Annotated in this window: 17 protein-coding genes and 1 pseudogene; 4 read left to right on the top strand and 14 right to left on the bottom strand. The window is 45.4% G+C overall.

The features are described from left to right. Positions 1-44: 44 nt before the first annotated feature. A pseudogene (locus C6P39_RS28760) lies at positions 45-131 on the top strand (DUF6783 domain-containing protein); the annotation flags it as partial. Here the strand turns inward: C6P39_RS28760 and C6P39_RS14440 are convergent. The 4 genes from C6P39_RS14440 to C6P39_RS14425 form a co-directional block, all read right to left on the bottom strand. Then, positions 112-1,467 carry an APC family permease gene (locus C6P39_RS14440; RefSeq protein ID WP_104804237.1) on the bottom strand — a complete coding sequence of 452 codons (1,356 nt, stop codon included), beginning with the start codon at positions 1,465-1,467 and terminating at the stop codon, positions 112-114. The pseudogene C6P39_RS28760 and the gene C6P39_RS14440 overlap by 20 nt on opposite strands. 194 nt (positions 1,468-1,661) lie before the next feature. Continuing rightward, complete coding sequence (locus tag C6P39_RS14435; RefSeq protein ID WP_104804236.1) at positions 1,662-3,623, bottom strand: oxidoreductase; 1,962 nt, start codon at positions 3,621-3,623, stop codon at positions 1,662-1,664. Between the two features lie 435 nt (positions 3,624-4,058). Then, positions 4,059-5,087: a FadR/GntR family transcriptional regulator gene (locus tag C6P39_RS14430; protein ID WP_104804235.1), complete on the bottom strand. Its 1,029-nt coding sequence runs from the start codon at positions 5,085-5,087 to the stop codon at positions 4,059-4,061. After that, the gene (locus C6P39_RS14425; protein WP_104804234.1) at positions 5,084-6,079 is read right to left on the bottom strand and encodes a GntR family transcriptional regulator; all 996 of its coding nucleotides are present in this window, start codon (positions 6,077-6,079) and stop codon (positions 5,084-5,086) included. Before C6P39_RS14425 ends, C6P39_RS14430 begins: the two co-directional genes overlap by 4 nt. Before the next feature lie 278 nt (positions 6,080-6,357). Here C6P39_RS14425 and C6P39_RS14420 point away from each other — a divergent pair, with 278 nt between their 5' ends. From C6P39_RS14420 to C6P39_RS14410, 3 genes are read left to right on the top strand one after another with little or no spacing between them, the layout of a single operon-like run. Continuing rightward, a complete protein-coding gene (locus tag C6P39_RS14420; protein ID WP_104804233.1) occupies positions 6,358-8,085 on the top strand; it encodes an ABC transporter ATP-binding protein in 1,728 nt (575 codons plus the stop codon). Continuing rightward, positions 8,085-9,938 carry an ABC transporter ATP-binding protein gene (locus C6P39_RS14415; protein WP_104804232.1) on the top strand — a complete coding sequence of 618 codons (1,854 nt, stop codon included), beginning with the start codon at positions 8,085-8,087 and terminating at the stop codon, positions 9,936-9,938. Before C6P39_RS14420 ends, C6P39_RS14415 begins: the two co-directional genes overlap by 1 nt. Positions 9,939-9,943: 5 nt before the next feature. Beyond that, entirely contained in the window at positions 9,944-10,372 is a 429-nt protein-coding gene (locus C6P39_RS14410) for a MarR family winged helix-turn-helix transcriptional regulator (protein ID WP_158661574.1), read from the top strand. Between the two features lie 74 nt (positions 10,373-10,446). On the opposite strand, the gene dnaJ is transcribed toward C6P39_RS14410, so the two are convergent. From dnaJ to C6P39_RS14360, 10 genes are all read right to left on the bottom strand, one after another. After that, positions 10,447-11,616 (bottom strand): molecular chaperone DnaJ, encoded by a 1,170-nt coding sequence (gene dnaJ, locus C6P39_RS14405; RefSeq protein WP_104804230.1) that lies wholly within the window; start codon positions 11,614-11,616, stop codon positions 10,447-10,449. An 87-nt stretch (positions 11,617-11,703) separates the two neighbouring features. Continuing rightward, a complete protein-coding gene (gene dnaK, locus C6P39_RS14400; RefSeq protein WP_095172132.1) occupies positions 11,704-13,581 on the bottom strand; it encodes a molecular chaperone DnaK in 1,878 nt (625 codons plus the stop codon). A 146-nt stretch (positions 13,582-13,727) separates the two neighbouring features. Continuing rightward, positions 13,728-14,402: a nucleotide exchange factor GrpE gene (grpE, locus tag C6P39_RS14395; RefSeq protein WP_104804229.1), complete on the bottom strand. Its 675-nt coding sequence runs from the start codon at positions 14,400-14,402 to the stop codon at positions 13,728-13,730. A gap of 17 nt (positions 14,403-14,419) precedes the next feature. Continuing rightward, positions 14,420-15,457: a heat-inducible transcriptional repressor HrcA gene (gene hrcA / locus C6P39_RS14390; protein WP_207657131.1), complete on the bottom strand. Its 1,038-nt coding sequence runs from the start codon at positions 15,455-15,457 to the stop codon at positions 14,420-14,422. Positions 15,458-15,727: 270 nt separating this feature from the next. Next, a complete protein-coding gene (locus C6P39_RS14385; protein ID WP_104804227.1) occupies positions 15,728-16,930 on the bottom strand; it encodes a DUF4179 domain-containing protein in 1,203 nt (400 codons plus the stop codon). Beyond that, the gene (locus C6P39_RS14380) at positions 16,927-17,445 is read right to left on the bottom strand and encodes an RNA polymerase sigma factor (RefSeq protein ID WP_095172386.1); all 519 of its coding nucleotides are present in this window, start codon (positions 17,443-17,445) and stop codon (positions 16,927-16,929) included. The genes C6P39_RS14385 and C6P39_RS14380 overlap by 4 nt, the downstream gene beginning before the upstream one ends. Positions 17,446-17,650: 205 nt before the next feature. Next, complete coding sequence (locus C6P39_RS14375) at positions 17,651-19,162, bottom strand: Na+/H+ antiporter NhaC family protein (protein ID WP_104804226.1); 1,512 nt, start codon at positions 19,160-19,162, stop codon at positions 17,651-17,653. A gap of 244 nt (positions 19,163-19,406) precedes the next feature. After that, complete coding sequence (uvrB, locus tag C6P39_RS14370) at positions 19,407-21,407, bottom strand: excinuclease ABC subunit UvrB (RefSeq protein ID WP_104804225.1); 2,001 nt, start codon at positions 21,405-21,407, stop codon at positions 19,407-19,409. Positions 21,408-22,183: 776 nt separating this feature from the next. Beyond that, positions 22,184-24,064, bottom strand: coding sequence for a hypothetical protein (locus C6P39_RS14365; RefSeq protein WP_104804224.1), 1,881 nt, complete (start codon positions 24,062-24,064; stop codon positions 22,184-22,186). Beyond that, positions 24,061-25,647, bottom strand: a complete 1,587-nt coding sequence (locus C6P39_RS14360; RefSeq protein WP_104804223.1) for an ATP-binding protein — start codon at positions 25,645-25,647, stop codon at positions 24,061-24,063. Before C6P39_RS14360 ends, C6P39_RS14365 begins: the two co-directional genes overlap by 4 nt. Positions 25,648-25,656: the final 9 nt, after the last annotated feature.

Below are 25,656 nucleotides of genomic sequence, written 5' to 3'. Positions count from 1 at the left end.
TATATCTCTGCATTGAATTCTGAAAGTAAAATGACCGGGCCAAGCCGCCCACAAAGTGTGACTCACAGCTTGCCGAAAGCAATTTTCAGACACACGCTAACGTATTGGCGCCTATGCCTCTTCGTAGCTGACTTCCATATGGACCTTGCCTGATTTTTTACGGAAATACGCATAGGCAAGACCGAAGACCAGTACCACTATATTGGCTACGAATTCCCATGGTTTCAGATCACTGAACAGAAGCAGTGTCTGCAAGATCAGGGAAATACCGCCCACGACTGCCCAGAACAGCAGCATGCCGTTGCTTACATGGAACCTGGATTTCTTCCACACATCCGGAATCTTCTTGATCATGTTGTAAGAAGTAAATGCCAGTATGGCGAAGAATACATTGTTCAGAATTACTGCCATGTTGCCGATCGTGGAGATCGGAACATTGAACAGGATAACGATCACACATTCCACATAGAACATGGTCAGGATAACGGTAGGAGTCTTGTATTTCTTATGAATGGTGGCAACCTTAGGCGGGAACCATCCGTCAACTGCTGCCTGCAGGATTGGCTTTGTAACCCAGCCAAGAGCAGAGTTCAGTGTTGTGGACAGGGCGAACATAGCACCGCCGACAATAAAGAACACATGCAGCGGATACGGCAGAACTTCCGCGGATACCAGTGTCAGCGGCTGATTGGCAACTTCCGCAACCGGAAGAACACCGGATGCAACCACTACCAGGCCTGCATAGAAAACAGCGATGATACAGGTAGCCACAATAATAACAAACGGGACATCCTTGGTGGGATTCTTACACTCCGCACCCAGATGGATCACAACGTTTGCACCACCCACTGCCCAAGTAAAGAGCGCGCCTGCCGACAGCATGGATTTCACACCGTGAGTCATAAATTCAGGCTGTTTAAAGTAATCTGCGGTTACATGGGGTAATCCAAATACGATGAATGCCGTAAGTGCCAGGATCATGATCAGCATCATGGCGTTCTGCAGTTTGGCTGCCCCCTCAATTCCCATCAGGTTTGTCACATAGAAGACGGTCAGCACAATAAGCGCGATAAGCTGGCGCACGAAACCATTGGTGGCCAGAGCTGGAATCAGGCCCAGCATGTAATCTGCAAAACTCAAAGCATACATTGCCAGGGCCGTCCAGGACAGGATATGGACAATAACGAAAAATCCCGCACTGACATCATTGCCGAGAAGTGCAAGCTGTGTATAAAAACCACCTCTCAGACGAACGGTACCGGCTACAAATATCAATGGAATATTGGTGAAAATCGTGAAAATGGCGGCGATCAGCATGGAAACGCTGGCTGACCTTCCCGTCATGGCTATACCGATACCAACCATAGCGAAGATACCGGAGCCGATCGTCTGTCCGATACCAATGGACAGCAGCTCTTTTCTGCCTAAAACTCTCTTTAGTTCTTTGGTTGAAGCAACTTCAGACATATATTCCCTCCTCTTTTACAAACTAATATTGCATATAGACATAACTGCACATCGCTAAATCAAGCGGGTGCAAAACTCCTCTATGTACCACCCTGCCGGGAGAGCTTTACGCTCCCCGGGGGCAGTACATCAGAAAAGAGGGTGTAACTGTAAAGGTAATGAACAGTTACAAGGGTTATGTCTATGTCCTGCCGTTACGCGTTTTTCCCTGCAAAATATCCGCCGCTTACTGCCTGCAGGATCTTGCCCGGTTTGATACAGTCACCTACGGTAATGAATTCAGCATCGTTGGTGCGGAGTTTCTCCACCTCGTCAATCTTAGATCTCATACCCACAGACAACAATACTGTGTCTGCCGGATAGATAACTTCCTTGCCGTCTTTGTCTTTTGCATGTACTCCGTCATCCTCAATGGAGGTAACGGTAACTTCTGTATATGGATGTAAATTCTCTGTGCGTTTTTCGTATTCCAGCATCATGGCTTTCAGATGCAGGATCGGTGCATCGGGCGCCAGTTTTTCCTGCATTTCCAGAACCGTAACATCTTTTCCTTCCATAGCAAGGGCCAGGCCTTCCTCACATCCCACAAGACCGCCGCCGATCACTACTACCTTTTCTCCGAATTCCAGACCCGGATCGCGGAGCTGGGTAACTTTTACCACATTTTCTCTGTCAACTCCCGGGATCCTGGGGATAATAGGTTCTGCACCCACTGCACATACCACGGTATCCGGTGCGATTTCCTGAATCAGTTCCTGCGTGGCAGTTGTATTCAATCGTACCTGGATGGCTTTTCTCTCCACCATGCGGATCAGATACTGCATATATTTTCCAAGGTCTTCTTTGAAAGAAACATCATGGACAGCCACATTGAGCATACCACCCAGACGGTCTGCTTTTTCAATCAGAATGACCTCGTGTCCCTGCTCCTCAGCCTTCAGAGCCGCCTGCATTCCGCCAGGGCCTCCGCCGATCACCAATACTTTCTTAGGCATGGGTTTTGGCTGATACATGCCTTCTTTTAAGTCGCGTCCCACTTCCGGGTTCACCACACACTGGGAAATGCCGGAGCACATATCTACATAAGGAACGAAATCCAGGGACAGACAGTGATTACATCTCACACAGGGGCGTACCTCGTCGAAGCGTCCTGCTTTTGCCTTGTTTGGGAATTCCGGGTCTGCCAGTATCTGGCGGCCCACGTAGATCACATCTGCCTTGCCGGATGCGATGATATCTTCCATCTCTGCCGGATCGGACAGGGAGCCTACGGTTGCGATGGGTGTCTTTACATGTTTCTTGATAGCCTCTGCCAGGTATACATTGACACCGTGAGGCAGGAATGCTGACGGGAACATACGGCATCCGGAGTTCACATCGCGGAAGGAAGTAGCGGATACATGGATCAAATCCACTTTTCCGTCCAGCATCTTGGCGAATTCAACAGCATCATCAATACCGTAACCGCCTTCCATGAACTCATCACCTGAGATACGGATCTCAATGGGGAAGTTCGGTCCTACTGCTTTTCGGATACGGTCAATGACCATAAGCGGAAATCTAGCACGGTTTTCAATGGAACCGCCGTATTTGTCTGTTCTTGTATTGTACAGCGGAGATAAGAATTCGCTGAGCAGCCATCCGTGGCCGCCGTGAACCATAACCATATCAAATCCGCCGAATTTAGCTACATATGCACCATGTGCAAAGGCATCTGCGATCTCGTTCATGATGTCTTCATCCATAGGTGTTACATCCACGCCGTATACACCGGGCTGTGCACTTGGCCCGTAGATGATTCCGTTGGTATACTGGGGATGGGCACGGGCACCGCTATGTAAGATCTCAATATTGGCCAGCGCATTGTGCTGATGGATCCTGTCTGTCAGCTGCAGATGTGACGGCATAAATCCCTCATTGTCCAGGTTACAGAGATTGCCGTGAGCACTTCCTGTATGGGCATGGACCAGGGTCTCACCTCTTGTGACAATGGCAGCACCACCTTTTGCGCGGTTTTCAAAAGCTGCCAGGTTCTGCTCGGATAAGAATCCTGATGTGTTAGGTTCTGATCCCATAGGAGCAGTTGCGATACGGTTTTTCAGGGTTACGTTTCCGATTCGTAACGGGCTGAATAAATGTGGATAGTTAGTTGACATAATAGCACCTCATTTCTCTTAATTGGTATATATTAATTGTTTTCATACCGTGTCAACCTTTCCGATTGGCTTATACTGATACTAGCATAAACCCGGTGGTTAATCAATATCTTTTTATTTTTTCAGCATTAAAGTTAATTTTATAATCATATTTTTGTATATTTTTCACAATCAATCATATTGGTGGCGGTGCACTAATATATTCCAATTTATTTTTTAATATATACCAAATACGCATCATGTTATTAAGCTATACCAGATTCTTTTTCCAGAAGTTTTTTCGTCTTACAACATATATATTCCGCAATCTATAAAAAAGAAGACTTGCCCGGGAAAGAAAAGAAGAGCTGTGCACCAATATTAGGTGCAGCAGCTCTTAAATGGGCACAGCCCGGAGGCAGCATGTTCTTAGTAACTGCCCCATCCTTTATCGTGTTATATCGTTTTTCTCCCCTCCGCCAAGGGGGATTCCCCTGTTCCTTTCTCCAGCCATCTTTTAAAGGCCTGCCCCCGCAGATGGAACAATGATCCCTGGTCCGCATATTGGTGAAACGGAAAACTGCAGATTTCCTTCTTCTCGCACAGAAGCTGTATCTCTTCTATCAGTCCGTCCTTGTAGGAAGGATTCTGGGGCAGAATGACAGCCTGGTACCTGTTGGAATTGCGCTCCAGCTCGTATATACAGCTTTTAACGGGAATATATGCGTAAGGGCTGACCACTCCGAACTCCTTCAAAAAACATTCCACACTGAAGCGGTACCATTCGCTGCCGTAAATCACTGCAATCGGTTTTTCCCCCTGCAGTTTGGCAATGTTGCTGATCGTCTCATTGGATACGGAGAGGACCACCTTCTCCACAGGTATTTCATCCCCGCCTTCCACCACATGCTTCACAGTTGCCCAGACCTCATCATGATGATTGATGGTGGTTGCGAACAGATCATATCTTTCCCTGTTTAATATCCCGGGATTTTCCCTGATCTCATCAATGAGATACGCATCTGCATCTACATTGCAGAATCTTGCGATCTCCTCCGCCGTATCCTGCAAAAACTCCTCACTGCAGTCTATCCACGCAAGTTTCAGACGTTCCCTGTCAGGGATGCGCTGCCAGGCGCTCTCCATGAACATCCGCTCAATCTCTCTTCTCCCCTTGCCCATGGAGGCCAGTTTATCTATAACCTCCTCCATGATCCCGCATACTTTATCGTCCAGTTCTGCCCGGCGACTGGTGTCAACATAGGTTCCGCTCCCCTTTTTCGTGGCAGCATAGCCTTCCCTGCACAATTCTTCATAGGCCTGTTTCACTGTGTTGCGGGCCACATGCAGAGTCTCACTGAGCTTCCGTTCAGGCATAAGCCGCTCCCCTTCTTTCAGGGTGCCGTCTTCAATCTCTGCCATTAGTTTTTGTGCGATCTGCAGATATACGGGCACTTTTCCGTTTTCTTCCGGTATCCAGTTCATATTTCCTCATTCCCCTTCTGTCTGTCCATCTTCTCTGCCACTTCCACCATGTGCATCCAGGAACCCTGGTCAATCTCATATTCCATGGGAATGATCCTGCACTTACTCTTTCTGGCCCTTGATACCACCTGCAGTGTCCACGCGCTTGCGTATTCTATGTAATCGGGCGAAATGATCAAGGGCATACCCTGAAGGCAGTATTTATCAATGTCCTCCTTCATTTCTTCCTCGCTGGAACAAATCTGCCGGTTCGTTTTCCCCAGAAAATGCAGGGTCCTCTGAACATTTTTTAAAAATGTGGCACTTCTGTATAAGATACATATGGGCTGCCCCTCCGGTATGGTAGCCAGACGTGCTATTGTTTCCCTGCTCTCCACCAATGCAAAGGTCTCCGTTGGAATTCTGATGGCATCCGCATACCCTATAAATTCCTGGTAATGGCTCTGGGAGATAAACGCCAGGTTACATCTGGAGCTGATCACCCTGTTCCCGGAAAGCAGATCCTCCAGTACATACGTCTCCACCGTCAGATTTGGGATAGACTCCACCACCGGAGCGATGGAGTGCAGGGTTTCGATATTACATTCCACCAGTGCCGCGCAGATTTTTTGTCTTTCCTGAAAACGGCTGACCAGCTTTTGCTGTGCCAGAAGAAACAGCTTATTCATGGGCATACCGCTTTCCGCCACTTTTGAGAACATTTCCTCCACAATAGCGGCGGGATCTTTTTCCTGTGTCACGCCTTTTTGCAGCCTTTCCTGCACATAGGCCCCTCCGCCCCGGACCTTCTGCACAACACCCCTGTCCTGCAGCCAAGTATATGCCTTTTTCACCGTGCCTACCGATAATCCGGCTGCCTCTGCCATTCTGACTTCCGAGAGAAGACGTTCACCCGGTACCAGAATGCCCTCCGCTGCCTGCTGTTCTATCTGCCCCGCAAGTTGAAGATACAGCGGTACGGCACTGCTTTTATCCAGTTCTATTTTTTCCATTTCAACAACCTTAAACTTTCTTTTATCTGTAATAAATTGTAACTATTCGGTAGGTCTGCGCATTCACTGGGCTGACCACAAGAAAGTATACCACGGCCAAGCAAAAATCCCATCGCCAAAGGCGCTGCATGGATTTTTGCCTGTAACTGTGAGGGTACTGAACCGTTACAATAAATTTATTGTATCATATCCCCCCAAGTAAAAAAAGAGTTCTTGACATTATCATAGTGCGGAGCATACAATTGTTGTATATACAATAATTGGAGGTACAACAAATAATGTTGAGGCGCTTGTTTTCTTATATGCATCAATACAAGAAGTTCGCGGCCCTTGCCATTTTCTGTGTTGCCGCGGAATCTGTCTTTGAATTGATCGTTCCCCTTATTATGGCAGATTTAGTGGACGTGGGAGTGGCGGCAGGTGACAAGAATTATATCTATATGAAAGGGATCCAGATGGTGATCTGCGCTGCCATAGCCCTGGTCCTCGGAATCGGAAGCGCAAGGTTTTCCGCGCTTGCAGGACAGGGACTGGGGGCGGAACTCCGGAAGGCGGAATATGAAAAACTGCAGGGATACTCCTTTGCTAACATTGACCATTTCCGGGTATCCTCACTGGTCACCCGCCTGACCAGTGACGTGACAAATATCCAGAATTCCGTCTCCACAGGCCTGCGTCCCTTCTGCAGGGGTCCCGTAATGCTTGTGGCAGCCACCGGAGTCGCGTTTTCTATCAACAAAAAGCTTGCCCTGGTCTTCTTAGTAGCTCTGCCGGTATTGGGTATTCTGCTGTTCCTGATCATCTCCCATGTAAGACCCTTATACACCAAAATGCAGGGGGCTGTGGACACAGTGAACCGGATCATCCAGGAAAATCTGACCGCTATCCGGGTAGTAAAAGCATGTGTGAGAGAGGACTATGAAATCTCAAAGTTTGAAAAGGGGAACGAAAACCTGAAAGCTCAGTCTGAACACGCCTTCCGGTTAGCCGCGCTGAATATGCCGGCAATGCAGTTTGTCATGTACGGGACTATTTTAAGCATCCTCTGGTTTGGAGGTGGATTGATAAAAGGCGGTGAGATGCAGGTTGGTGAGCTGACCGGGTTTCTAAGTTATGTGCTGCAGATCCTCAACTCTCTGATGATGATATCCAATGTCTTTTTAATGCTCACACGCTCCGTGGCGTCCGGAACACGTATTTTGGAGGTCATTGACGAAAAAATTGATATTACGGATGAAAACGCCCGGGATATCCAGGTCAAAAAAGGAGAAATTGAATTTCAGCACGTATGGTTTAAATACAAGAAAGAGGCAAAGGAATACGTGCTCACGGATATCTCTTTCCATATCCAACCGGGACAGACGGTTGGGATCATAGGTCAGACCGGTGCTGCCAAAACAACGCTCATCCAGCTTATTCCCAGGCTCTATGATGTGGAAAAGGGGGCTGTTATGATAGACGGCATCCCGGTCCGGGAATACTCCCTCAAACACCTGCGTGATGCCGTGGCTGTGGTCTTACAGAAAAACACCCTGTTCTCCGGCACGCTTCTCTCCAACTTAAAATGGGGAAAAGAAGACGCCTCCATGGAGGATGTAAAAGAGGTCTGCCGGATTGCCTGCGTGGACGAATTTGTGGAACGCCTTTCAGATGGGTATGAAACAGAGATGGGGCAGGGAGGCGTGAATGTCTCCGGAGGGCAGAAACAGCGGATCTGCATAGCCCGGGCATTACTGAAAAAGCCCAGGGTACTGATCCTGGATGATTCAACCAGCGCGGTGGACACTGCCACGGAAGGGCTCATACAGCAGCGGATGCAGGAATTCCTTCCTGATATGACCAGGATCATCATTGCCCAGAGGATATCTTCCGTAAAACATGCTGACCAGATCATCATTCTGGATGACGGCCGTATCAGCGATATCGGAACGCACCGTGACCTTCTGCAGCGCAGTGAGATTTACAGACAGATATATGAATCCCAAAAGGAAGGAGCGGATCTGTAATGGCAAAATTTGTAGGATATAAAAGACCCAAAAACACCGGGAAGACATTGCTGAACCTTTTTCATTATCTGGGAATGCATAAATGGCTGTTTGTCCTGGTGGCCCTCCTGGTACTTATAAGCACCTGTGCAAATATTATGGGAACTTATCTGTTGAAGCCGGTCATCAATCAGTTTATCCTGCCCGGAAACACTCGGGGACTTCTAAAAGCAGTGGCAGCCATGGGCGCCATGTACGGATGCGGGGCGCTGGCAACCCTGGGATATAACCAATTAATGATAAAATCATCCCAAAAGGTGATCAAGGAAATCCGGGCAGATCTGTTTGCCCATGTCCAGAAACTGCCGCTGCGGTATTATGATGCCCATACCCACGGTGAACTGATGAGCCGCTTTACTAACGATGTGGATACCGTCCAGGAAGCAATGAATAACAGTTTTGCCATGATAATACAAAGCTTTATGATGCTTACCGGTACGGTTGTCATGATGATGGTTTTAAGCGTGAGGCTTTCCTTGATCGTAGTTTTTTTCCTTCTTCTTATGTTTGTGTTTATCAAATTTAACGGAAGCAAAAGTAAAAAATATTTCCAGAGGCAGCAGGCCGAGATTGGCAGGATCAATGGATTTGTGGAAGAGATGATGGCCGGACAGAAAGTGGAAAAAGTGTTTAACCATGAGGAAAAGGATTTTCAGACTTTCTGTGAAATGAATGAGTCCCTGAGAAAGGAGTCCTCAAACGCCCTGACATTCGCAGGCCTGATGGTGCCTACCATCGTAAGCCTATCCTATGTAAACTATGCGGTCTCTGCCTGTGTGGGCGGTCTGTTCACCGTATTCGGTATGCTGGATATCGGAAGCCTCGCCTCTTATCTGGTCTATGTAAGGCAGAGCGCCATGCCCTTAAACCAGTTCACACAGCAGGTGAATTTCTTGTTGTCAGCCCTATCCGGTGCAGAACGGATCTTTGATATGATGGAGGAAGCCCCTGAAATCGACCGGGGGGACATCACCCTTTGCAATGTAGAAACAGAACAGGGCATACTGAGAGAATGCAGCCGGCATACCGGACAATTTGCCTGGAAAGTCCCCGGAAAGGAAGGGGCAAATCTGGTTTTGCTGAAAGGCGATGTGAAGTTTAAGAATGTTGTATTCGGATATGGCCAGGAAAAAATAATTTTAAACAATATCTCCCTGTACGCAAAACCGGGACAGAAAATTGCCTTTGTCGGTTCCACCGGCGCAGGTAAAACAACCATCATTAACCTTATTAACCGTTTCTATGAGATCCAGTCAGGCGTGATCACCTACGATGGTATTGATATTAAGAGGATACGGAAGGATGATCTAAGGCGTTCCCTGGCAATGGTCATCCAGGATACGCATTTATTCACAGGAACCATTGCAGAGAACATCCGATACGGAAAACTGGATGCAGACAACAGGGAAGTCCATGAAGCGGCTGTGATCGCCAACGCAGATTCTTTTATCAGGAGGCTTCCTGAAGGGTATGACACCATGCTGTACGGTGATGGGAGCAACTTATCCCAGGGACAGCGGCAGCTTCTGGCTATTGCCAGGGCTGCCATCGCCAAACCACCTGTATTGATCCTGGATGAAGCCACCAGTTCCATTGATACCAGGACAGAACGGCTGATCGAAAAGGGAATGGATGCAATTATGGAAGGCAGGACCGTATTTGTCATCGCGCACAGGCTGTCCACCGTGCGCAATGCCAAAGCCATTCTGGTACTGGAAAAAGGGCAGATCATTGAACGGGGCAGCCACGATGAACTGCTGGAACAAAAGGGACGCTATTATCAACTGTATACAGGACAATTTGAATTGGAGTGATGGAGATGGAAAAGAGTAAGATCAGAGAAATACTGCACGGTATGGACATAGAACGCAGAAAAATAGTAAGGCCAAAATTCCAGGAGCTGGGCCTCACTGTGGGCGAAGGGCAGGCCAAGATCCTGAAATGTCTCCTGGAGCAGGGAAGCATGACACAGCGCCAGCTCGCAGACAAGTGTATGCTGGATGTGACGACCATGTCCAGAACCCTGGACAAATTACAGGGAGCCGGATATCTGTTAAGAACAGTCAACCCCTCCTGCAGAAGATCCTTCCTGGTCTGTATCACGGAAAAAGGAAAAGAAAAGGCTGCCAGTGTGCAAAAAATATTTTCCGATCTGGATGAACAGATATGGCAGGGAATATCAGAAGACGAAATGGAAGTGCTGTATCATACACTCCAGAAAATCATGAAAAATTTTAAGGATGACTAAAGCCTTCAAAAGTCATAGGCATATTTACCACAAAAAACAAGGCACTGTGGAGTATTCTCCACAGCGCCTTGTTTTTATGAGTCCTCAAAGGTCTCTTTCAGTTTGTCCATAAATCCTTTTTTCTTTTTCTCTGTGCTGCCGGACGGACGGTTGCCACAGGCCTCATCAAATTTTCTGAGCGCTTCCTTTGCATCCTCGTTCAGCTTGGTCGGCACCTGAACCACCAGTGTTACATAGTGGTCGCCGCGCACACTCTTATTTCTCAGAGAAGGCACACCTTTGCCTTTCAGACGCACCTTGGTATCTGTCTGGGTCCCGGGCTTCACGTCATACATCACGTCCCCGTCCACTGTGCTGATGCGCACTTCGCCGCCCAGAGCGGCCTGGGCAAATGTAATGGGAGCGGTAGAGAATATGTTCATATCCTGTCTCTGGAAGATCGGGTGACGGGACACCACAACTTCCACCAGCAGATCTCCTCTTGGTCCGCCATTGGTTCCCGGTTCGCCCTTGTCCCTGATACGGATACTCTGTCCGTTATCTATACCTGCCGGTACGGATACCTGGATCTTCTTTCTCTGGTTCACATATCCGGTTCCGCGGCAGTCCGGGCATTTATCCTTGATCACCTTACCGGTTCCGTGACACTCCGGACAGGTCTGTACATTTCTCACCATACCAAACATGGACTGCTGGGTGTATACCACCTGGCCTTCCCCGTGGCATTTCGGACAGGTTTCCGGGGATGTTCCCGGCTTTGCGCCTGTTCCGTGACATGTATTACAGTTTTCCTTCAGATTCAGATCCAGCTCTTTTTCACATCCGAACACTGCTTCCTCAAAAGTAATGCGCACAGATGCCCTCACATTGGCACCTTTCATAGGGCCATTGTTGGCCCTTCTTCTTCCGCCGCCGCCGAATAAATCACCGAAAATATCGCCGAAAATATCACCCATATCGGCACCGTCAAATCCGCCGAAGCCTCCAAAGCCTCCAGCTCCGCCGGCACCGCCGTTTTCAAAGGCCGCATGGCCGAACTGGTCATACTGTCTTCTCTTATCCGGGTCACTCAAAATGCCGTAGGCTTCTGTAGCCTCCTTGAATTTTTTCTCCGCTTCTTTGTCTCCGGGGTTTACATCAGGATGGTACTTCTTTGCCAGCTTACGGTATGCGCTTTTGATCGTGGCGTCGTCAGCGCCTTTGTCCACGCCTAAGACTTCATAGTAATCTCTTTTATCTGCCATTGGTCTTATTCCTTTCTAAACATACAGTCAGGCATGGAGTGCTGTAAACACCCCATGCCATCCAAGTCATTTACTGACAAAGCTATTTTATACTTCTCTGTAGTCTCCGTCAACCACATCATCACCGTATGCTTCATTTCCTCCCTGGGTACCGGCGCCTGCGTCCGGACCCGGACCTGCCTGTGCTCCCTGGGAAGCCTGTGCCTGCTCATACATCTTAGCGAAGAGTTTCTGTGCGCTCTCCATCAGTTTGTCTTTGCCGGCTTTGATGTCAGCAACCTGAGCATCTGTGATCTCGTCTGTGTTTGCACAGCTGTTTAACAGTTCTTTTAATGCGTTCAGATCTGCTTCCACTGCAGTCTTGTCATTGGCATCCAGCTTGTCGCCTGCTTCTTCCAGCGCTTTTTCTGTCTGGAATACCATAGCGTCAGCGTCGTTCTTGGTGTCTACAGCCTCTTTTCTCTTCTTATCCTGAGCTTCATACTCAGAAGCTTCTCTTACTGCTTTATCAATATCATCATCGGACATATTGGAACCTGCAGTGATGGTAATGTGCTGTTCTTTTCCTGTTCCCAGGTCTTTTGCAGATACGTTTACAATACCATTGGCATCAATATCAAAGGTAACCTCGATCTGCGGAACACCTCTTCTTGCAGGCGGAATTCCATCCAGACGGAACTGTCCGAGGGATTTGTTGTCTCTTGCAAACTGTCTCTCACCCTGTACCACGTTGATATCCACTGCTGTCTGGTTATCAGCTGCTGTGGAGAAGATCTGGCTCTTCTTGGTAGGGATCGTAGTATTTCTTTCAATCAGTCTTGTAGCGATACCGCCCATGGTCTCAATGGACAGGGACAGCGGAGTAACATCCAGAAGAAGGATATCGCCTGCGCCTGCATCGCCTGCCAGCTTACCACCCTGTACGGAAGCACCCAGAGCTACACACTCATCCGGATTCAGGGTCTTGCTCGGCTCTTTGCCTGTGAGCTGTTTTACTTTATCCTGTACAGCCGGGATACGTGTGGAACCGCCTACTAACAGTACCTGGCCCAGTTCGGAAGAATTCAGGCCTGCATCAGACAGCGCACGGCGGACCGGCTCTGCTGTTCTCTCTACCAGGTCATGTGTCAGCTCATCGAATTTTGCTCTTGTCAGGTTCATATCAAAGTGCAGAGGTCCGTTGCTGTTCATGCTGATGAACGGCAGGTTGATGTTGGTCGTGGTTGCGGAGGAAAGTTCTTTTTTCGCTTTCTCTGCAGCCTCTTTGATTCTCTGCATTGCCATTTTATCTGCGGAAAGGTCTACACCTTCGGATTTCTTAAACTCAGCGATCATGTAATCTGCAACTTTCTGGTCAAAGTCATCACCGCCCAGACGGTTGTCACCTGCTGTGGATAATACTTCGATAACCCCATCGCCAATCTCAATGATGGAAACATCGAAAGTACCGCCGCCCAGGTCGTATACCATGATCTTCTGCTCTTTCTCATTGTCCAGTCCGTAAGCAAGTGCTGCTGCCGTAGGCTCGTTGATGATACGTTTTACTTCCAGACCTGCAATCTTACCGGCATCTTTTGTTGCCTGACGCTGAGCGTCGTTGAAATAAGCCGGAACTGTGATAACTGCCTCTGTCACTTTCTCACCCAGGTAGTTTTCTGCATCGCTTTTCAGCTTCTGAAGGATCATTGCGGAAATTTCCTGCGGAGAATATTTTTTATCGTCAATGGTCACTCTGTAATCTGTTCCCATATGTCTCTTGATGGAAGAGATGGTTTTATCTGCATTGGTAACAGCCTGACGTTTTGCCGGCTCACCTACCAGTCTTTCTCCTGATTTTGTAAAAGCCACAACAGACGGTGTGGTTCTTGCGCCTTCTGCATTGGCAATCACTACCGGCTGTCCGCCTTCCATAACACCTACACAGCTGTTTGTTGTACCTAAGTCAATACCTATAATTTTACCCATGATAAATTCCTCCTGAATTTAAAATCAATTACTTTTTCTGTTCACAGCGGTTTTTCGCTCCGCCAAAGCGTCTCATCTATAAGATAAAATCCAACGGACTGTTCCGCCGGAGAATTTGAGTTGCGCCTCAGGCGCACCTTCTGAAACTAATTAGCAACCTTCACCATGCTGTGTCTCACTACGTGGTCTTTGTAAAGATAGCCTTTCTGGAATTCTTCAACTACTTCACTCTCCCCGGCTTCTTCATCCTCCACATGCATGACAGCATTGTGGTAATCCGGATTGAATTCCTGTCCTACTGCTTCGATTGGCTTTACGCCAATCTCTTCAAAGACGGTCATCATCTGCTTGTAAATCTTTGTCATACCGTCAGCAAAAGGACTTTCCTTTTCATTCTCCGGAACTGCTGCCAGACCTCTTTCAAAGTTGTCAACCACCGGAAGGATCTTTTCAATCACTTCACGCGCACCGATCTCATACATGGATGCTTTTTCCTTCTCCGTGCGCTTTCTGAAGTTGTCGAACTCTGCCATCTGGCGTTTTACCATATCGGTGAGTTCTTCTATCTTTTCATCTTTTTTATCTTTTTTCTTTTTACCAAACAGGCCTTTTTTCTCTGTTGACTTTCCTTTTCCCTGGTCAGCCTGCCCGTCTGTCTGCTCTTCTGATTCCTCCGCAGACCGGTCATCAGCCTCACAGGCCTCTTCACAGGTGGCCTCCTCTGCCAGAGCCTTGTCGTCTTCCTCTAATATTTCTTCTGCTTTCTCTTCAGAAGCCGCATCCGGCTGCATCTCTTCATATAATTCCTTTTCTTCTGACACGAATCCGTACCGCCTTTCTAGGTTTTCTTAAATATATTGTCCAACTGCGTCTTCAGCGTTTTCAAATTGTCCACTACGTTCTCGTAATCCATACGCTTGGGGCCGATAATACCGATGGTACCCTGCATCCCGCCTCCCAGATCGTATGTTGCTGTCACAACGCTGCAGTCTTTCATAGTCTTTACAGGGGTTTCATTTCCAATGTATACCTGAATGCCGGTATTTTCTTCGGAATTCATAGTATCTTTTACCAGATCTACCAGCTCCTGCTTTTCCTCAAAGGCGGAAATCAGTTCACTGGCTTTTGAGGTGTCCGCCAGCTCCGGATACTTGAAAATATTCGTGGTGCCGCTGGTATATATCTCCACCTCATCATCATCCACTGCAATGGCATTGGCCACCGCGTCAATGACGCTTCCCACAACAGCGCTGTGGATGCCTGCCTGTTCTTTCATCTTGGTGATCATGCCCAGGTTGATCTCCTCAATGGTGAGGCCGTTTAACTGGGTATTGAGAAGCAGGTTCAGCTTCAATATTGTGTCATCATCCATAGGCTCCTGAAGGGTGATCATATGATTCTTAACGATATTTCCTTCAATCACCAGAACCGCCAGCAGCTGCATAGCAGCAACCCTGGAAAGCTGGATGAATTTTAATTTGTTTCTGTGATAGGTCGGGCCTGTGATCATGGTTGCATAGTTGGTGTTGGATGCAAGAACCTTCACCACCTGTTTGAGCACCTTCTCCATTTTGTCGGTCCGCTCGATCATCATTTCCTTGATCTCCGAAACTTCCTGTTCCTTCTCCCGCATCAGCTCATCCACATAGAGACGATAGCCTGTGTCTGAGGGAATCCGTCCTGCTGAAGTGTGGGGCTGTACTATATACCCCAGTTCCTCCAGGTCTGACATCTCGTTCCGGATGGTTGCAGAGCTGAGATTCAGGTCAGTGTATTTTGAAATCGTTCTCGAACCAACCGGTTCGCCGGTCTCCAGATATGTCTGGATAATGGCTTTTAATATCTTTCGTTTCCGCTCATCCAGTTCACTGTCCATTATTATCTCCTTTCTGCTTCTGCATTGATAGGGCCGGATCTCTTTTCCGGTGTTGTTAGCACTCGTTTGTGTGGAGTGCTAACATCTATGTTCTAAAGATAGCACCAGCGTGTTTATTTGTCAAGGGCTTTATATTTTTTTTAGAAAGTTTCAGAATCTGCAACAATAGGTAAAGTAGAAACGGCATACAAAAAACAGAGGGGCTGTATATACTTAACAGCATTCCCTCTGTTTTGTTATAATATATCAGAAATTTTTGCCGGTGGTCATTTATTCAATGGGTACCACGTAGAGATCATCCTCTGTGAGCAGCTTGTCACCTTCCGGATAAGATTTTACAAACAGAAGGCTTTCCACTTGATCCGGGTCCAGAATCCGGTCAATCCCATACGTGAGCGCGTACGCATCACTGTCCTCTGACAAATACCCGGAACTGCCCGGTCCCCGGTACAGGTACATGTAAGTGGTTCCATCCTTCATCCTTACGCCTGTCAGCCACGGAGCTTCCGCATATGTTTTGGAAATGATCTCTTCACCGGATTCATTATATCCTTTTTCTTCTATCTCCTGTCTTGGAAAATCATATACGACTCTCATGGAGATAGGAGATATTTCAACCTGTTTTACAATGGCTTTGCTGTCCCCCAGCTCTTGATCCGGACTGCATTCCCGCACCTGGTCCGAACCACCCAAGGTCCAGGTAAAGCTCCAGGTATCCTCTATATCCGGTATATGACCGTCTATGGTGATCTCCCCCAGGTTTTTCAGTTCAACAGAAATCGGTTTCCCGATAAAATATCCCTTTTCATTTTCTTTTGCCAGTGTGATCTCGTACTCCAGGCTGCCGTCCTCCCGGACATATTTTTCCAAAGGTCCTTCCTCCGGGAGCGGCGTCCCATCCGCATATACGGCTTTGCCGTCATTTCCCCGAACCAGACCGTTGTAGAACCCTCTCGAAATACTGAAATCTCCGTCAGAGGCGTCCTGACCGTCAATACGGATCTGCACATCTTCAAAATCCGGCTGTTTTCCCGCCTCAGGCTCATATCCTTCTACTTTGAATGCCAGATGCACGTAATAGTTATCCACAATACTCTGCAGAGCCGTGACTTTTATCCCCTGCTCGCTAACACTTTGGTTCACAGGTGACGCCATATTATCTGCTTCCAGTTTATGCATTTGTTCCTGTTCCGCTTTCATACCCTCTGACAGCCCATGGCTCCACTGCATATAGACTGCGGCTCCCGCTGTAACCGTTCCAAAAGCAAGAACAGCCGCTGCCACGAGAATCCATATCTTCTTTTTCGGCATTCTGCCTGATGATCTTTTCACTGCCATTTTCCCTTCCATGCGTCTTTTTTGCGCATCCTTTTTTATAGAAGCAAAAGCATCCTCTGCTTTTTTCTGTACTGTTTCAGGAATCGGTACATCCTGTCTGAGTTTTTCAAATATATCCTCTTCTCTCATACTCATATCAATCTTCTCCTTTCCGCTTCCGGATAATATTCCTTAGCCATGGTTTTTCTGGCCCTGGCGATCCTGGTCCTAACCGTTGCCTCCGGGATATCCAGGATCTGGGCGATCTCCGACATTTTAAAGCCTTCCACATAATACAGGATGACCACTGTGCGGTACTTCTCATCCAGAATGCCCAGTGCTTCGTTCCACTCCAGATTGCTGTATCCCTCCTCATTTATCTCTACATCGGGCATCTCCTCCGTGAAAGAAAGGTTCTCTTTTTTGTTCCGTATATCCTTGCATTTGTTGATCAGGATCCTGGTCATCCAGGTACGAAAATACCTCTCTTCCCTGAGCCGGTCTATTTTTTCCCAGCAGGTGAGGATGGTTTCCGAGATGGCGTCAGCTGCGTCCTCCTCATTGGAAAGCAGAGAACGCGCAGCTTTATACATATTCTGCATCTGGGACTGCATCAGTTCCGTGAATGCATCCGCATCCCGCTCCTGCGCTTTTTTTATAAGATCATTCATATCAGGTTCCTTTCTTCCGCACGTACGTTTCCACATGTTTTTCATGTTTCTGCTTATTAGACAGGAAGTTTGCCGGAAATGTTTCAAACTATTTGATATTTTGTAAAACAGGAAGATTTGATGACGTGCGCCCATTCCGCCCGGCGGACTTTTCTGTATAACAAAACAGCCGGCGGACCGTTAGAAACGATGCGCCAGCCGTATATCATACTGCTGCTTTTTTATTAAATACTTTATTGATAACAAATACCACGATAACCAGCACCGCAACGGCAAATCCCAGGGAAGCGGCGCTTTTCGTTGCCCCTGCGATAATAAAAGCAATGAGAGCGATCACACCGTTCACCAGCGCGTAGGGAAGCTGGGTCCTTACATGTTCCACCAGATCACATTCTGCACCTGTGGAGGACAGAATGGTGGTATCAGAGATCGGGGAGCAATGGTCTCCGAACAGGCCGCCGGAGAGAACCGCGCCCACTGCTATGGCAAACGGTATGGAGAATGCCTGGGCCATTGGTATGGCAAGAGGCATCATAATTGCGAAAGTTCCCCAGGAGCTGCCTGTGGAGAAGGACACAAATGCCCCAAACAGGAAGATAGCCGCAGGAACCAGCGCTGCGGAAAAGCTCATGGATTTCAGCACATCCACAATGAACTGTGCCGTACCCAGCTCACTGATCATGCTTCCCAGAGACCAGGCAAGGATCAGGGTGATGGCCACGTCCGTCATGCCTTTCATACCGCCCACATATACTTTGAAGGTCTCACTGAAGTTCATAACCTTAAAGAGGCATATCATAAGGATCAGTACCAATGCCCCGAAAAAGTATCCCATGGTAAGCGCAACCCTGAATTCATTGCCGTCCACTTTTTTAAAGGGAAATCCCAATGGCGCCAGCGTAGCAAACAATGTTACGAATACAACTACAATAGGAAGGATCACCATAATGGGTTTTGCGTTCTTTTTGGAATATGCTCCGGTGTTCTCCTCTTTCTCCACATGCTCTTCAAAGCTGTAATCCGCCTTTTCTTTTTCAGCCTTTTGTTCTGCTTTTTTCATCTGGAAAAAGTCTATTTTTGTAAAGGCTATGAGCGGAATCATGAGGATAGCCAGGATGGCGTAGATCTGGAAGGGAATTGCCCGGACAAATGTAGTGTAATCCGATGCTTTTACCCCCAGGTTATCAAACTCTGATTGGATAAGCCCCATAATGTATACGCCCCAGCCGATAAAAGGAATCAAAATAGCCACCGGTGAGGACGTGGAGTCCAGGATCCAGGCCAGTTTTTCCCTGGAAATCTTCAGTTTGTCAAACAGAGGCCGAAACACAGGCCCTACCAGAAGCGGGGTGCCCAAATCCGAAAAGAAAATAATGATGCCCCCGGCCCAGGCGCAGAGCTGTGCTTTCAGCTTTGTGTTCACATAGCGGTATGCGCTCTGTCCAAAAGCCTGTGCCCCTCCTGACTTTTCCATGAGTTTGATAAATCCGCCGATAAAAACAACAAGTACGATCACACCTGCGTTATAGCTGTCTGTAAGCTGCACGAATAAATAATCACCAATCATGGATTTCACAGCCAAAAACGGATTACCATGGCTGAAGATCAATACACCGGTAAGCCCTCCACAGAAAAGGGAAAGAATCACATTTCGGCTTTTGATCGCCAGGATAACGGCTATGACAGGCGGCAGTAAACTTAAAATACCGTAATTCATAGGTTTCCTCCCAATAATAATATTTTCACATAAGAAAAGGCCTTGGCTGGATATTTTTAAACAGCCACGGTCCTGTATTACCGTCCCGCCCGGGGACAGTCCATGAGTAATATTACAATATTCTGAATAAATTTACAAGAAATTTATTTTATATCTGCCCCGCAGTGTCTGAAAATTGAGTTCGGCAAACGGCGCGTCACTATTTGCCGGAATGACTTTTCAGACACATGCTGGCTTAGACGGATCAATCCTCTGAAATCTCTTCCAGATTTTTTCTAAGTTCTATCATCTTATCACGCAGCTCTGCTGCCATCTCGAAATTCAAATCTGCTGCTGCTGCCCGCATCTGTTTTTCTACATCCTGAATCAGCTTCTTCAGCTCTTTCTTGTTCATGGACTCCGGATCTTTCATCAGCTTGTTCTCCGTCTCTGCCACACTCTTGGAGATGCTGATCAGATCACGGACCGCCTTCCTGATCGTCTGCGGTGTGATGCCGTGGGCCTCGTTGTACTCCTGCTGCAGCTTACGGCGGCGCATGGTTTCGTCAATGGCAAGGCGCATGGAGTCCGTTATTTTATCGCCATACATAATAACACGCCCATCTGAGTTACGGGCCGCACGTCCAATGGTCTGGATCAGGGATGTCTCAGAACGCAGGAATCCTTCTTTATCCGCATCCAGGATTGCCACAAGGGTGATCTCCGGGATGTCCAGCCCTTCACGGAGGAGGTTAATACCTACCAGAACATCAAACACATTTAACCGCATATCACGGATGATTTCCGTACGTTCCAGGGTGTCGATATCTGAATGCAGGTATTTAATGCGGATGCCCAGTTCTTTCATATAATCCGTCAGGTCCTCTGCCATCCGCTTGGTCAGGGTGGTTATGAGAACCTTATTGCCTTTTTCCACCTCTTTGTTAACTTCCCCAACAAGGTCGTCGATCTGTCCAGCAACAGGGCGCACCTCCACCATGGGGTCCAGAAGTCCTGTGGGCCGGATGATCTGCTCTGCGCGCAGCAGTTCATGATTCGCCTCATAGTCCCCTGGCGTGGCAGATACAAACATGATCTGGTCTATTTTGTTCTCAAACTCCTCAAAATTCAGTGGGCGGTTATCAAGGGCTGACGGCAGGCGGAAACCGTAGTCAACCAGTGTGCTCTTCCTGGAGCGGTCACCTGCATACATACCTCGTATCTGGGGAATGGTCTTGTGGGATTCATCCACAATGATCAGATAGTCATCCCCGAAATAGTCCATGAGGGTATAGGGTGCCTCCCCAGGTTCCAGACCGGATAAATGGCGGGAATAGTTCTCGATCCCCGAACAGAATCCCGTCTCTTTCAGCATTTCTATATCAAAGTTGGTCCTCTCGGAAATCCTCTGTGCTTCCAGCAGTTTGTCCTCACTGCGGAAATAGTCCACCCGCTCTTTTAACTCCTCCTCAATATTCACAGCCGCCTTCCGTATCTGCTCAATGGGAACTACATAGTGGGAGGCCGGGAAAATGGCAATGTGATTGAGCTGGGACTTGATCTCACCAGTCAGGGTGTCAATCTGTGTGATCCTGTCAATCTCATCCCCGAAAAATTCCACCCGCACTGCCATGTCTGTATAATCCGCCGGAAAGATCTCCAGCACATCCCCGCGCACGCGGAAGGTACCGCGGTGAAAGTCCATGTCATTTCTGTCATACTGGATGTCGATCAGCTCCCGCACCACGTCATCCCTGTCCTTTTCCATACCCGGACGGAGAGAGATGATCATGTTCTGGTAATCCTTGGGGCTTCCAATGCCGTAAATGCAGGAAACACTGGAAATAATGATAACATCCTTCCGCTCACTCAGGGAGGATGTAGCGGAGAGACGGAGCTTGTCGATCTCATCGTTGACTGAGGAGTCTTTTGCTATATAGGTGTCGGATGAGGGGACGTAGGCTTCGGGCTGGTAGTAGTCGTAATAAGAGACGAAATATTCCACCGCATTGTTCGGGAAGAATTCCTTGAACTCTCCGTAGAGCTGTGCAGCAAGGGTTTTATTGTGGGCAATAATGAGAGTCGGCTTCTGGATTTCCTGGATGACATTGGCCATGGTGTAAGTCTTGCCGGAGCCTGTGACCCCTAGTAAAGTCTGGCATTGGTTGCCTTCCTTGAATCCTTTTACCAACTGTTCGATGGCCTGCGGCTGGTCGCCGGTTGGCTTATATGGAGATACTAATTTAAAGATTTTTTCTTCACTCATATAGGTTTCTCCTTCTGCTGTTTTTGAATACTTAAATAGTAATTACACGAATTTTTCGTGTAATCAGAATATCTTTTTTCTAATAAAAATCGTAAAACACACTTTTGGTTGTAAAACGACTATTTTTATCGTTGTTTCTCAGGAACAAATGTTCTGCTTTTATTTTATCTTATGTTCTATTTCGTGTCAATTTTTCTTTTTAAGATTATTTTCTGCTGCCCTGTCAGGGTTTTCACAAAAGCATATAAAGTAGTATTCATCCTATCATCGTATCTTATGATACTATAATTCTCTATCCGTAAATTTAGGAAGAAAAAGGACAGCCTTTCTGACTGTCCTCTACACCTATATGCATTATGATGAAATCTCTCTTCGCAACATATAAATATTACTCTATCATTTTATAAAGTTTAAAATTGCATGTCAATATCAAAGCAGTCGCAATTTTATCGCACAAGTATAATTCCCTTAAATTTGGGAGTACAGCTAGTCAAAACCCTTTAAATATTCGCATGCTCTGCATCTGGTTTGCAAATAAAACACGCTTTCTTTGACTTGTTTGCAATTACCTTCTGGCTCATAGGAAAAGGAAATTCATTATTTGTGAGCTATTCTTTCGATTTGATTCATAGCTGTTTCCGCCTTTCGATTATTTGCAGAAACATATCTTTATTTTTTGACCAATTCTGAAAACCTTTATATCCATTTGAGATGTTCATCTATTCTAGACTCTTTCTATTTAATATTTTGTATTATTTCTACCAATGTACGCCGACTTAGGTACTCCCTTTCGCAATATCTCGCGTAATGCTATAATATGATAATACATCAAGAATTTCTTTATCTGTACATTCATAATCTCCTTCTTTAAACTTATTTAAAGAAATAATAGACTTAGCAATCTCGAGTTTTTTAGCAGAAAGTGAACAAAATTTTGCCCACCACTCATTTGCCAAATCACAATCTTCACTTGAATGTTTTTTGTATCTATCCGCAAGCCGTTCTCTCAATTCTTGATCATATTTTCTCCTATATATAATAAAAGTTTCAGGCATCCACAAAATTTTATAAAATTCATTCAAATCACGTCCAAAAGCTTCTTCAAAAAATTCAACTCCTTTCCCTATTTTCCCTTTTGTGGAATTCAAAACTGCCTGCACCGCACGAATGAATTTTCTATTCCAATGTACCCCTAAATAGTTTCTGTTCTTAAAATATTCCGGATCGTTAATTGGATGATATTTCATTGGAAATGAATATATCGTAACACCTAGTTCTTCGCAAAGGTCAATATTAATTCTCATTCGATAATAGAGTTCTTTTGGTTCATCCTCAAAATTATAAAGAAGATAGTTTGACAACTCCGTTATCCCACATTCTGCGGCATTCTTTACAGCATTAATATAAAAGTCAACACTTTTAGAATCACAATGGTCAAACGCAATGCGCAATGGTCTAATATTAATTTCTGAAAGCTTTTTCATTTTTTCTTTAGTTGCCAGTCTTGCATCTAATCCTTGATTAAAATCGATGTACCTTGTCCTTTTAGATTTATGAAAAAGTTTATCGTACAAAGGTCGAATTATTTCGTCGAACTTACATATCTCCTCGCAGGTTGCCGTTTCCACATATAGAAGCCCACGTTCTTCTCTACGTAAATAAAACTGGCCAGATTCCTCCTCTGGGAGTTTCTCCGCAATTTTATCATAAAGTTTTATTATCTTTTTAATATATGCTCTAAGATTATAGCCCGCCTTCAAATTTTTTATAGCAACCTCATATTCATTTGGCGGAATATATGTAGCTCCTTTTCCAAAACCACACTCTTTAATTTCATCAATAATTTGTTCAAAACAATTAGACGCAAATACATTATTATCCATCAACAACAAATCTTTCTGTGCGCCAAAATTTTCATCAACATATTCTATCTGGTGCTTTATCCCTATATAATTTTTGTATTTTGGCTCCAATGTTTTTACAGCGCAAAACGTACAATTACGTGGGCATCCCCTTGTCATATATCCAAAATAAGCATTTTTTGCCGGATATTCATAATCAATTTCTTCTAGAATCGAGTAATCTAATGGCAGCTCATCTATAATATCAGTATTGCCTTCATCAAGATCACCTTCTTTATCAAGAAGTCCTTTATGTGGTTTAATTCCGGTTTCCTCATATATATAGTCTGGAACTATAGTAGATGCAATACCACCAACGAGCATTTTTCCTTCTGCTTTACAAAAATTTTTGGCGTAATTTATCGTATCTACCGTTTGCTTCCAATAAAATGTAAACAGCGTTGTTACTCCCACAACATCAAATTGCGGAAATTCTTTATTCTTATATTTTCGACGATATGTTTTAATTATTTCTTCATATTCACTTCCTCGAAAATCAGGAATCATATCAAGATATGAATATTTTCCAATTTTTATATATTCAGTAAGTTTAGAGAAGTATTTTTTAAAAGAAGGTTCTCTTGTTTCTGCACAAAATTCTTCACAAAGCAACTGAGCCGCAAATTTTTTCAAGTCACCTTTAAAAAAACGTACATCATCATTACATTTCCGATAATATGTCGCAATTTTCATTAACCCCATAGGTGGATATTTATTTTTATAATTAGGCTCAATTAATAATACTTTACGATTCATTGTAATTCATCCTCTATTTTCCGTATTATCTTTTCAGCAGTTTTTTCGTCAGTAGCCGAAACAATAATTCCAAATATTTTAGAAATCAGCTTTCGTTCACTTTTCTTATATGCCGACAATTTGTCTACACGCCGACTTATCAAAGCTGATTGTTTAGGCTCTTTAATCGGTTTTTCTACCTTTATTGTTTCTCGTTGCTCTCGCTCCTTTTCAATACGCGTAATAACCTGCCCAACTACCGAATCCGGTTCATTTTCTATCTTTATTTTCTTCTTTTCTATTTCTTTTGTTGCCTTTTCTGCTTGTGCTTTTGCCTTTTCAACTTCCGCGAGTGCGTTCTGAAAATGGTTTTCGTCTACAAAATCTCCTCGCTCTTTTTTCTTTTGCAATTCAGCTTCTTTCTTTTTATAGCTGTCAATTTTACTAAACGCACTGTTAATTGCAGACCCTTCATAATATATCTTAGAAAGTTCTCCATTAAAATATTGACGCATTTCTCTTTCAAATTCCACTCGAGTAACATTTTCATTGAAATAATCTCGTTGCGAATTAGGTATTAAATCCTTTGAAACAGCAAAAACCTCCCCAATAAAATAGTGGTGCCCCCGATCCTGTTTAAATAATTTCTGAAGAGCATCTTCACTGCCAACCTGAATGTTTTCTTTACGTAAACGCAGCCCTCTCATTTTACATTCTTTTGATATTACAGCTTTAAAATGAGATACTCCTATCCACAGCCATGCCAATAAATTATTATGTGAATCATATATTTCTTTAAATGCAAGATTAAAAACCTCATCTTCACCTTTGCTGGTTTTAAATGCAGTTTTATATTTCTTAAATATTTGCTCACCATTTAAAAAAATATTGTATTCATCAATATTACAACCTATTTCTTTTGAATGTTTATATATTTCGGTACGATAAATAAAGGTGTTTTGATAAGGAACCGGCGCAACAAAAGACAGATACTCTTTAATTTGAGTAAAATCCAGCAAATCCGTATTTTCATCGTTTATCCCTATCATTTCCACTTTAAACCAATGTGACTCCTTATCTACTGTATTCTTTGAATCAAATTCATAGATACTACTAAGCACTTCACTAGCAGTATATTTTTTCCCATTTTCACTTGCAGTTATTAATTCACGCATCTTAATTGCGTCACATCTCATAATAGAAATAGTATTTTCTCCTTCTGCTGTAGATGTGAAAACAAGTTCTTTACAATATGCAAGACCGCAAAGACGCCCTATACCACGAAATCCTTTATTCTCGCCAATCTTCTTATCAGAATTTGCAATATCAGCAAGAGTCTTTTCAAAATCCGCCTCACAAATACCAGTAGCATTGTCCTCTATGCTGATAGTTCGTTTTTCTGCATCAAGCCATATATCGATACGACCACTTCCTAAATCACTCAACCTGTTCGGATTACCTGGATATAAAAGTCCCATGTCGTAAGCCTTATCTAGCTGATCACAGGCGTTCTGAATGTACTCACGATATATAACTTTAGAATCTTGATACATTCCTGTAGTTAAATTTTCCAGTATATTTGCGCCAAAAATGTATTCTCTCATTGTATTGGC

This window comes from Blautia marasmi (genome assembly GCF_900258535.1).
Taxonomy (GTDB): Bacteria; Bacillota; Clostridia; order Lachnospirales; family Lachnospiraceae; genus Blautia; species Blautia hominis.
The sequence above is the reverse complement of the archived record's forward strand: the minus strand, read 5'-3'. Positions and strand labels throughout refer to the sequence as shown.

What these genes read in the sequence shown, in the direction of transcription:
- C6P39_RS14440 (WP_104804237.1), bottom strand. Translation starts at nt 1,467, where the DNA reads ATGTCTGAAGTTGCTTCAACCAAAGAACTAAAGAGAGTTTTAGGCAGA.
- C6P39_RS14435 (WP_104804236.1), bottom strand. Translation starts at nt 3,623, where the DNA reads ATGTCAACTAACTATCCACATTTATTCAGCCCGTTACGAATCGGAAAC.
- C6P39_RS14430 (WP_104804235.1), bottom strand. Translation starts at nt 5,087, where the DNA reads ATGAACTGGATACCGGAAGAAAACGGAAAAGTGCCCGTATATCTGCAG.
- C6P39_RS14425 (WP_104804234.1), bottom strand. Translation starts at nt 6,079, where the DNA reads ATGGAAAAAATAGAACTGGATAAAAGCAGTGCCGTACCGCTGTATCTT.
- C6P39_RS14420 (WP_104804233.1), top strand. Translation starts at nt 6,358, where the DNA reads ATGTTGAGGCGCTTGTTTTCTTATATGCATCAATACAAGAAGTTCGCG.
- C6P39_RS14415 (WP_104804232.1), top strand. Translation starts at nt 8,085, where the DNA reads ATGGCAAAATTTGTAGGATATAAAAGACCCAAAAACACCGGGAAGACA.
- C6P39_RS14410 (WP_158661574.1), top strand. Translation starts at nt 9,944, where the DNA reads ATGGAAAAGAGTAAGATCAGAGAAATACTGCACGGTATGGACATAGAA.
- dnaJ (WP_104804230.1), bottom strand. Translation starts at nt 11,616, where the DNA reads ATGGCAGATAAAAGAGATTACTATGAAGTCTTAGGCGTGGACAAAGGC.
- dnaK (WP_095172132.1), bottom strand. Translation starts at nt 13,581, where the DNA reads ATGGGTAAAATTATAGGTATTGACTTAGGTACAACAAACAGCTGTGTA.
- hrcA (WP_207657131.1), bottom strand. Translation starts at nt 15,457, where the DNA reads ATGGACAGTGAACTGGATGAGCGGAAACGAAAGATATTAAAAGCCATT.
- C6P39_RS14385 (WP_104804227.1), bottom strand. Translation starts at nt 16,930, where the DNA reads ATGAGTATGAGAGAAGAGGATATATTTGAAAAACTCAGACAGGATGTA.
- C6P39_RS14380 (WP_095172386.1), bottom strand. Translation starts at nt 17,445, where the DNA reads ATGAATGATCTTATAAAAAAAGCGCAGGAGCGGGATGCGGATGCATTC.
- C6P39_RS14375 (WP_104804226.1), bottom strand. Translation starts at nt 19,162, where the DNA reads ATGAATTACGGTATTTTAAGTTTACTGCCGCCTGTCATAGCCGTTATC.
- uvrB (WP_104804225.1), bottom strand. Translation starts at nt 21,407, where the DNA reads ATGAGTGAAGAAAAAATCTTTAAATTAGTATCTCCATATAAGCCAACC.
- C6P39_RS14365 (WP_104804224.1), bottom strand. Translation starts at nt 24,064, where the DNA reads ATGAATCGTAAAGTATTATTAATTGAGCCTAATTATAAAAATAAATAT.
- C6P39_RS14360 (WP_104804223.1), bottom strand. Translation starts at nt 25,647, where the DNA reads ATGAGAGAATACATTTTTGGCGCAAATATACTGGAAAATTTAACTACA.